This is a genomic window from Amycolatopsis sp. NPDC003731 (assembly GCF_053586895.1).
Genome location: NZ_JBSFNC010000248.1, coordinates 1 through 8,781 on the forward strand (window position 1 = coordinate 1; position 8,781 = coordinate 8,781).

General features: G+C 70.6%; 8 protein-coding genes. 5 read left to right on the top strand and 3 right to left on the bottom strand.

Annotated elements, in window-relative coordinates; all coding sequences use genetic code 11:
- Positions 1 to 298: aspartate/glutamate racemase family protein (locus tag ACWDN5_RS45275; RefSeq protein ID WP_449680622.1), on the bottom strand; the 298-nt coding region annotated here is incomplete at its 3' end.
- Entirely contained in the window at positions 295 to 1,716 is a 1,422-nt protein-coding gene (locus ACWDN5_RS45280; RefSeq protein WP_449680623.1) for an NCS1 family nucleobase:cation symporter-1, read from the bottom strand. The genes ACWDN5_RS45280 and ACWDN5_RS45275, both read right to left, overlap by 4 nt.
- A gap of 209 nt (positions 1,717 to 1,925) precedes the next feature.
- Here ACWDN5_RS45280 and ACWDN5_RS45285 point away from each other — a divergent pair, with 209 nt between their 5' ends.
- Both ACWDN5_RS45285 and ACWDN5_RS45290 read left to right on the top strand, forming a co-directional pair.
- The gene (locus ACWDN5_RS45285) at positions 1,926 to 2,579 is read left to right on the top strand and encodes a GntR family transcriptional regulator (protein ID WP_310971392.1); all 654 of its coding nucleotides are present in this window, start codon (positions 1,926 to 1,928) and stop codon (positions 2,577 to 2,579) included.
- 205 nt (positions 2,580 to 2,784) lie between these two features.
- Positions 2,785 to 3,954, top strand: coding sequence for an acyltransferase (locus tag ACWDN5_RS45290; protein WP_449680624.1), 1,170 nt, complete (start codon positions 2,785 to 2,787; stop codon positions 3,952 to 3,954).
- Here the strand turns inward: ACWDN5_RS45290 and ACWDN5_RS45295 are convergent.
- Positions 3,942 to 5,525, bottom strand: a complete 1,584-nt coding sequence (locus ACWDN5_RS45295) for an MFS transporter (protein ID WP_449680625.1) — start codon at positions 5,523 to 5,525, stop codon at positions 3,942 to 3,944. The two genes, ACWDN5_RS45290 and ACWDN5_RS45295, sit on opposite strands and share 13 nt — an antisense overlap.
- Positions 5,526 to 5,626: 101 nt before the next feature.
- Between ACWDN5_RS45295 and ACWDN5_RS45300 the strand changes: the two genes are divergently transcribed.
- From ACWDN5_RS45300 to ACWDN5_RS45310, 3 genes are all read left to right on the top strand, one after another.
- Complete coding sequence (locus ACWDN5_RS45300) at positions 5,627 to 6,217, top strand: helix-turn-helix domain-containing protein (protein ID WP_310971394.1); 591 nt, start codon at positions 5,627 to 5,629, stop codon at positions 6,215 to 6,217.
- 178 nt (positions 6,218 to 6,395) lie between these two features.
- A complete protein-coding gene (locus tag ACWDN5_RS45305) occupies positions 6,396 to 8,096 on the top strand; it encodes a CTP synthase (protein ID WP_310971395.1) in 1,701 nt (566 codons plus the stop codon).
- Positions 8,093 to 8,722, top strand: a complete 630-nt coding sequence (locus ACWDN5_RS45310) for an NUDIX hydrolase (protein ID WP_310971396.1) — start codon at positions 8,093 to 8,095, stop codon at positions 8,720 to 8,722. The genes ACWDN5_RS45305 and ACWDN5_RS45310 overlap by 4 nt, the downstream gene beginning before the upstream one ends.
- Positions 8,723 to 8,781 lie beyond the last annotated feature (59 nt).

Sequence of the window (8,781 nt, forward strand, 5' to 3'; positions counted from 1 at the left end):
GCAAGGACGGCGGCAAGACCGGAACCTGGGAGCGGCCGTGAAGCGCAGCGCGCGCGTGATCGTGGCGTCCAACCGCGCCGCGAAGGGCGGCGTCGAACGGTTCGTCCAGCCCCCGCAACAGGTCCAGCACGGCCGCGGCGGACAGGAAGCTGTCCAGCCAGCCCTCGGCCGACTCCGGGCCCCAGCGCGGGGTCCTGGCGAGGATCTCGGTGCCGGGGCTCGCGGCCGCGCGGGCCCCGGCTTCGATCTCCTTGGTCATCGCCTCGGTGGTGTTGCAGTTGGTGACGACGATCCTCATCGATGCTTCCTCGACACCGCGTAGTACAGCGCCGCCGACGACGCCGTGCCGATGAACCACGAGTACGGCGCGGCCGGCGCGAAGTACGGCACCAGCGCGATCACCGCGGCCAGCGCGGCGGTCGGGAAAAATGTCACGAGGGCACGCGGGTTCACGCGCGGGTAGGTCCCGCCGTCGACGAACAGCTGGGCGACGTCGACCTTGCCGCGCCGGATCAGGTAGTAGTCGACGATCATGATCCCGAACAGCGGGCCGAGGAACGCGCCGAGCCCGCCGAGGAAGTAGTTGACCACCGCCGGCGAGGAGTACAGCTTCCACGGCAGCACGCACAGGGCCGCGACCGCGCTGATCATCCCGCCGATGGTGAAGGTGATCCGCTTCGGCCAGATGTTGGCGAGGTCGTAGGCGGGGGAGACGAAGTTGGCGACGATGTTGACGCCCATGGTGGCGACGGCGAAGGTCAGCGCGCCGACGATGAGCACCGGGGTGTTGTGCACCTTGGCCAGCAGTTCGGCCGGGTCGGTGATCGCCTCGCCGAACACCTGCATGCTGCCCGCGGTGACGATCACCGACAGCAGCGCGAACGCCGTCGAGTTGATCGGCAGGCCCCAGAAGTTGCCGCGCTTCACCGTCTTCTGGTCCGGGGCGAACCGCGAGAAGTCGCAGAAGTTGAGCATCAGCGTGCCGTAGGTGGCCAGGATGAGCCCGGCCGCGCCGAACCACTGCCGGATCTGCTCCCCGGTGGACAGCTGCTTCGGGCTGCTGGTGAAGGAGATGTTCCAGTGCCCGGCGGCGAGGATCCAGACGGCGAGGGCGATCATCACGACCCAGATCGCCGGGCCGCACCAGTCCTGGAACTTGCGCACCGACTCCATGCCGCGGGTCAGGATCAGCGCCTGGACCGCCCACAGCGCGACGAAGCAGATCCAGCCGAGCGCGTGCAGGCCGAGGAACCCGTGTTCGGTCAGCGGTTTCAGGCCCGGGTCGATGGCCAGCACGAGCAGCGTGATGGCCACGCTCGCGAGGTAGGTCTGGATGCCGTACCAGAAGATCGCGATGATCGCGCGGATCAGCGCGGGCAGGTTGGCGCCGAAGGTGCCGAAGCTGATCCGCGCGACGACCGGGAACGGCACGCCGGTGCGCTGGCCGATCCGGCCCATCAGGTTCATGCCGACGTAGATGATGATGAACCCGAACAGCAGGGCGGTGAACACCTGCCAGGCCGACAGGCCGAGCACGAACAGACCGGCCGCGAAGGTGTAGTTGCCGAGGTTGTGCACGTCGGACATCCACAGCGCGAAGATGTCGTAGACCTTCCACCGGCGTTCCTTCGCGGGGGCGAGGTCTTCGTTCCAGAGGCGGGGATCGGGTGGCGTGGTCGTGTCTTGCGAAGGTTCGGTGAGCGGGGCGGCGGTCATGCGGGCCCTCCGATCTACACATCTTTCGGGGGTTCCGGGTGGCGGAGCCCCCGGCCGGGGCGAAGCCCCGTTTGACACAGCGCGGTGACGGCGATTTGGGATACCAAACTTTGGAATCCCAAATATCACCCCGGCGTCCGCCCGAGTCAACCCTCCGGCCGATAAACTCGTGTTACGGCCGGTTACGGCGGTGTTGAAGGAGGGGCGCGGTGAACGAGCGGCAACCCCTCGCGGCCACCCGGCAGCGGGTGCGCGAGGAGCTGCGCGAACGGATCCTGACCGGCCGGCTCCGCCCGGGCGACAGGCTGGTCGAACGCGAGCTGGCCGAAGACCTCGGCGTGTCGAGGGTGCCGGTGCGCGAGGCCATCCGCAGCCTGGAGGCCGAGGGGTTCCTCGTCGTCCAGTCGCCGCGGCGGGTGGTCGTCCGGCAATTGGCACGGGTCGACGTCGAGGAGCTGTTCGACGTCCGCGAGGCCCTCGAGGGATTGGCCGCCGGGCTGGCGGCGGCTCGCGCCGGCGCGGCGGAGCTCAAGCGCCTCGACCGCGTTCTCGCCGACGCCGCCCGCGCCACGGCCCGTGGCGACGCGGCCCGGATCACCGTGCTGAACTCGCGCTTCCACGACGAGATCGTCGCCATCGCGGGCAACGCGCTGCTCTCCACCATGCTGCAGCCCCTGGAGGGCCGGCTGCGCTGGCTCACGAGCCAGAACGAGCACTGGGCCGAGCTGCTCGACGAACACCGCCGGCTGTACGAGGCGATTGCTTCGGGGGACGCGGAGCGGGCGAAGGCGTCCGCGATCGAGCACGTGCGGGTCAACCGGGAAGTCACGCTCCGGTCGCTCTTTCCGCAGGTCACAGCTTGATGACGAAGGTCACGCTGCGTACCAGTCAGCTCACCCATTAACATGATCGCGGAGCCTTCGCTCCTTGAGTCGAAGTGGCATATCCGACATCCCGCGAGGCCCCGGCCAACAGGCGCTTCCCAGCGGCTTCATGGGAAATTCACAGAATGGGTGGCAAGTCTGACAACGTGAACCACGCCGACGACGGTGCCGGATCGGCGGCACGATGACGACTGCCCAGGCCACGCTCGAGGCCCCCGCCCGCGCCACGAGACCGGGCGGCAAAGCGCCCTACCTCCACCAGATCGACCTGTTCCGGTTGATCACGTTCGCCTGCGTCATCCTCATCCACGTGGTGGGCGCGACGAACTTCGCGCAGGACGTCGGCGCCAACGCCGTCGAGACGCCGCTGCACTTCACCCGCGAGGCCTTCTTCGCCCTCACCGGGTTCGTGCTGGTGTTCCAGAACCGCCGCCGCGAGTTCACCGCGGGCGACTTCTGGCGACGGCGGCTCCCGCTGGTCGCGACGCCCTACCTCGCGTGGTCGATGTTCTTCTGGGCGTACGGCCTGGTGACCGGCAAACAGCAGCCGGGCTCGCTCGAGGCGTCGATGCGCCTGCTGCTCGAGGACCTGCTCACCGGCGGGGCCTGGTACCACCTGTACTTCCTGCTGGTGACGATGCAGGTCTACCTGCTGTTCCCGCTGCTGATGAAGCTGCTGCGGGCGACCGAGGGCAAGCACAAGTGGCTGCTGCTCGGCAGTGGCCTGGTGCAGGTCGGCGTCACGCTGTTCATGACCTACCAGCCGTTCGGCGTGAGCTACGAGACGATCACCCACCTGTACGGCACGATCCTGCCGTACCAGTTCTACACGCTGTTCGGTGCCGTGGTGGCCATGCACTTCGAGGCCGTGCACGCCTGGGCGGGCCGGCACCGGCTGCTGCTCGGCGGCGCGCTCGTCGCGGTGCTGGCGGGCACCGAGTGGTTCTACTTCCGCACCGTCCACAATGGAACCTTCCCGCAGGTGGCCAGCGATCCGTTCCAGCCGTACCTGATCCCGTGGTTCCTCACGGTGATCGCGGCGATCTACGCGTTCGCGACGCGGTGGGCGGCGCGCCGCCGGGAGGGCAGCCGTGGAGCCCGGGTGGTCTCGTGGGCGGCGAACCGGTCGTTCAGCATCTTCCTGGTGCACCCGCTCGCGCTGGCGCTGCTCGGGCCGGCGATCCCGCACGTCGCGGAGCGGTTCGGGGCGCCGTGGCTGAGCGTGATCATCTACCTGGCGACGATCGTCCTGACCGTGCTGATCGTGGAGGCCCTGCGGCGGCTGCCCGGCAGCCGGGCCCTCACCGGGCGCCCGCGGCTGCGCCCGGCGAAGGTGCCGGCTCAGGTGTCCTGACCACGCGCGCCGGCGGCGACCGCCTCGGCGGGGCCGGTCTCGTCCGCGACCGGGGTCTTCCCGGGGCCGAGGAAGGCGATGTAGAGCAATAGGGCGCCCATGATGGCGGCGCCGGCCCACATCGCCTGCTGCCAGCCGTCGACGAAGGACTGGTGGGCGGCGCGGAGCAGGTCCGGTGCGTGCGGGCCGGCGCGGCCGGCCGCCTCGACGGCGTTGGCGACGCCGGCCCGGGCGGTGTCCGCCGCTTCCCGGGGGATGCCCTGCAGCCGGTCGTCGATGGCGCTGCGGTAGCCGGCGGACACGAGCGCGCCGAGCAGGGCGACGCCGAGTGCGGTGCCGAACTCGCGGGTGACGTCGTTGAGGGCGGACGCGACACCCTGCTTCTCACGCGGCAGGGAGGCGGTGATGGCCTCGGTGGACGGGGTCATCGACAGCCCCATGCCGACGCCCATGGCGAGCAGGCCGGGCAGGACGGAGAGGTAGCCGCCGCCGACGGAGACGAACAGCGCCATGAGCGCCATCCCGACGCCGGCCAGTGCGACGCCCACGACCATGGTCGAGCGTGCGCCGATCCCGGCGGCCAGCTTGGCGGCCAGGCCGGAGGCGATCATCATCGCGAGCGCCATGGGCATCATCGCGGCCGTCGACAGCAGGCCCGGCCAGCCGAGCACGGCCTGGAAGAACGGGAAGAGGACCACGCCGATGCCCGCCTGGACCCCGAAGACCACCAGCAGGGTGAGCGAGCCGCCCGACAGCCCGCGCTCCCGGAACAGGCGCACGTCCAGCAGCGAGGCGTCGCGGCGGCGCAGCTCCCAGGCCACGAAGCCGACGGCGGCGACGAGGCCGGCGGTCAGGCTGATCAGGGTCGCGGGCGCGGTCCAGCCGCGTTCGGGGCCCTCTTGCAGGACGAAGATGAGGCCGGTCACGGCGATCGCGGAGACGAGGGCGCCGACGGTGTCGAACCGGTGGGCCGAGGTCTCGCGGGAGTCGGGCACCGACTGCACCGTCATGGCCAGCGCCACCAGGATCAAGGCCACCGGCAGGGCGAACAGCCAGCGCCAGTCGGCGACGTCGACGAGGAGCGCGGCGAGGAACATGCCCAGGATGCCGCCGCCCCCGGCGACGCCGGTCCACACGCCGATCGCCTTGCCGCGCTGGGCCTCGGGGAAGGTGGAGGTGATGACGGCCAGCGTGATCGGCATGATCATCGCGGCGCCGATCCCGCCGGCCACGCGCGCGGCGAGCAGCACCTCCGCCGTCGGGGCCAGGGCGGCGACCACGGTGGCGACACCGAACACGCCGAGCCCGGCGACGAGCACGGGCTTGCGGCCCAGCCGGTCGCCCAAGGCGCCGAGCGGCAGCAGCAGCGCGGCCAGGGCGAGGGTGTAGCTGTTGATGATCCACAGGACCGTGCTCTGGGAAGCGTCGAATTCCACGGCCAGGTGGGTCTGCGCGACGTTCAGCCCGGTCGCCGAGGCGATCACCGCCATCAGGGCGATCGAGACGGTGATCAGGATCGAGCGCAGCCGGCTCGCATCGGGGGCGTCACTCGCGTGTGGAGCAGTTGTCACAGCCAAGGCCTCCTGCCTTTCTCGTGCGCCGGCCCGGACGTTGCGGACCAGCCGCCCACGACGTTAGGCGCCACTTGCTGCGGAGGCATACGATCTTGCGTATGACGCAAGAAGATGGCGACCTGGACAGCCTCGTGCGCAAACGCATCCGTGCCCTGCGGGTGGCGCAGGGCTGGTCCCTGGAGGAACTGGCCTCCCGCGCCCACCTCAGCCAGTCCTCGCTGAGCCGCATCGAAAACGGTCAGCGCCGCCTCGCGCTGGACCAGCTGGTCACCCTCGCCCGCGCCCTGGACACCACCCTGGACCAGCTCGTCGAGACGGCCACCGACGACGTCGTCACCAGTCCGACGATCGACGGCGCCCACGGCCGGATGCGCTGGACCGTCAAGGCCGACCCCGGGATGAGCGTGGTGCGCCAGCGCATGACCGAACCGCCCCCGGAGAACCCGGCCCGCATGCGCGCCCACCCGGGCCGCGAATGGCTCGTCGTCCTGTCCGGCACGGCGACCCTGATGCTCGGCCACCGCCGCTTCCGCCTCGAGACCAACCAGGCTGCCGAATTCCCCACGATGCTGCCGCACGCGATCGGCGCCGAGGGCGGACCGTGCGAGATCTTGGGCATCTTCGACCGGGACGCCCGCCGTGGCCACCAGAACGACGACGGCGACGACGCCCAGGGTGGTCCCGGCTGAGCGCGGGCACCCCGGCCGAGGTCTCCGGGGCCGGCTCACCGTCCACGGCGGACGGCTCGCCGGCCGGCTCCCGCGGGCCGATCCCCGTGGTCACCCGTGCGGGTGGCGGGCGTCATATCCGGCGTCCCGGGCATGTCACAGCGCGCGGATCCGCACCGGTGGGATATGCTGGCGGCCCGTGGGACTTCAGTCACGGGCAACCAAGTACGTCTTTGTCACCGGAGGCGTCGCCTCCTCTCTGGGTAAGGGACTCACGGCTTCCAGCCTCGGTCAGCTCCTTACCGCGCGCGGGCTTCGCGTCACGATGCAGAAGCTCGACCCCTATCTCAACGTCGACCCCGGGACGATGAACCCGTTCCAGCACGGTGAGGTGTTCGTCACCGACGACGGTGCCGAGACCGACCTCGACATCGGGCACTACGAGCGGTTCCTCGACCGCGACCTCGACGGCAAGGCCAACGTCACCACCGGCCAGGTCTACTCCGAGGTGATCGCCAAGGAGCGCCGCGGCGAGTACCTCGGCGACACCGTGCAGGTCATCCCGCACATCACCGACGAGATCAAGGCGCGGATCACCGCGGCCGCCGGGCCCGACGAGACCGGCCAGGCGCCGGACGTCGTCATCACCGAGGTCGGCGGCACGGTCGGCGACATCGAGTCCCTGCCGTTCCTGGAGGCCTGCCGCCAGGTCCGCCACGACGTCGGCCGCGACCACTGCTTCTTCCTGCACGTCTCGCTGGTGCCGTACCTGGCGCCGTCGGGTGAGCTGAAGACGAAGCCGACCCAGCACTCGGTCGCCGCGCTGCGCAACATCGGTATCCAGCCCGACGCGCTGGTCTGCCGGGCCGACCGGGAGATCCCCGAGGACCTCAAGCGCAAGATCGGCCTGATGTGCGACGTCGACACCGAGGCCGTCATCGCCTGCCCGGACGCGCGGTCCATCTACGACATCCCGAAGGTGCTGCACGGCGAGGCGCTCGACGCCTACGTCGTCCGCCGCCTCGGCCTGCCGTTCCGCGACGTCGACTGGACGGTGTGGGGCGACCTGCTCGACCGCGTGCACAACCCGAGCGAGATCGTGCGGATCGCCGTCGTCGGCAAGTACATCGACCTGCCGGACGCCTACCTGTCGGTCACCGAGGCCCTGCGTGCGGGCGGGTTCGCCCACCGCGCCAAGGTCGAGATCGTCTGGGTCGCCTCCGACGACGCGCAGACCGCGTCCGGCGCCGCCTCCGTGCTGTCCGATGTGGACGGTGTGCTGATCCCGGGCGGGTTCGGCATCCGCGGCATCGAGGGCAAGGTCGGCGCGATCGAGTACGCGCGCACCCGCGGTGTCCCGCTGCTCGGCCTGTGTCTCGGCCTGCAGTGCATGGTCATCGAGGCCGCCCGCCACCTGGCCGGCATCACCGACGCCGGGTCGTCGGAGTTCGACGAGAACACCAAGCACCCGGTGATCTCGACCATGGCCGACCAGCGCGACGTCGTCGCGGGGGAGCGGGACATGGGCGGCACCATGCGCCTGGGCGCCTACCCGGCGAAGCTCAAGCCGGGTTCGCAGGTCGCGAAGGCCTACGGCAGCACCGAGGTCTCCGAGCGGCACCGGCACCGCTACGAGGTCAACAACGCCTACCGCAAGCAGCTCTCGGACGCGGGGCTGGTGTTCTCGGGCACCTCGCCGGACGACCACCTGGTCGAGTTCGTCGAGCTGCCGGCCGACAAGCACCCGTTCTTCGTCGGCACGCAGGCCCACCCCGAGCTCAAGAGCCGCCCGACCCGGCCGCACCCGCTGTTCAGCGCGTTCGTCAAGGCCGTGGTGGACCGCAAGGTCGCCGAGCGGCTCCCGGTCGAGCTGCCCGAAGCTCCGGTGGCGGCCCGGTGACCGCGCCGGGCGAGCACGAGTTCAGCGTCGCCTCCAGCCGGGACGTCCACATCGGACGCGTCGTCGGCCTGCGGATCGACGACGTCGTGATGCCGGGCGGCGGCACCGCGGTCCGCGAGGTGATCGAGCACCTCGGCGCGGTGGCGATCGTCGCGCTGGACGAGGACCAGCAGGTCACGCTGATCCACCAGTACCGGCACCCGATCGGGCACCGGCTGTGGGAGCTGCCCGCGGGCCTGATCGACCACCTCGGCGAGGACCCGGTCGGCACGGCCAAGCGCGAGCTGGTCGAAGAGGTCGGCCTGGCCGCGGACGACTGGGTGACCCTGGTCGACGTCGCCGCGTCGCCCGGCTTCACCGACGAGGTCGTGCGGGTCTTCCTGGCCCGTGGACTGTCCGAAGTGGACCGTGAGGTGCTCGGCGAGGAGGAAGCGGACCTGGTCATCCGCAAGTTCCCGCTCGCCGAGGCCGTGCGGATGGCCCTGGCGGGCGAGCTGATCAACGGCGCCACGGTGTCCGGGGTGCTGGCCGCGCACGCGGTGGTCTCCGGTGCGGCGTCGGCGCGGCCCGCGGACGCCCCGTGGGAGGACCGCCCGACGGCGTTCGCCAAGCGCAAGCAGTCCTGACGTCGCGAATGACTCATTCGGGACCTCCCGCGTCCCGAATGAGTCATTCGCGGCATGTC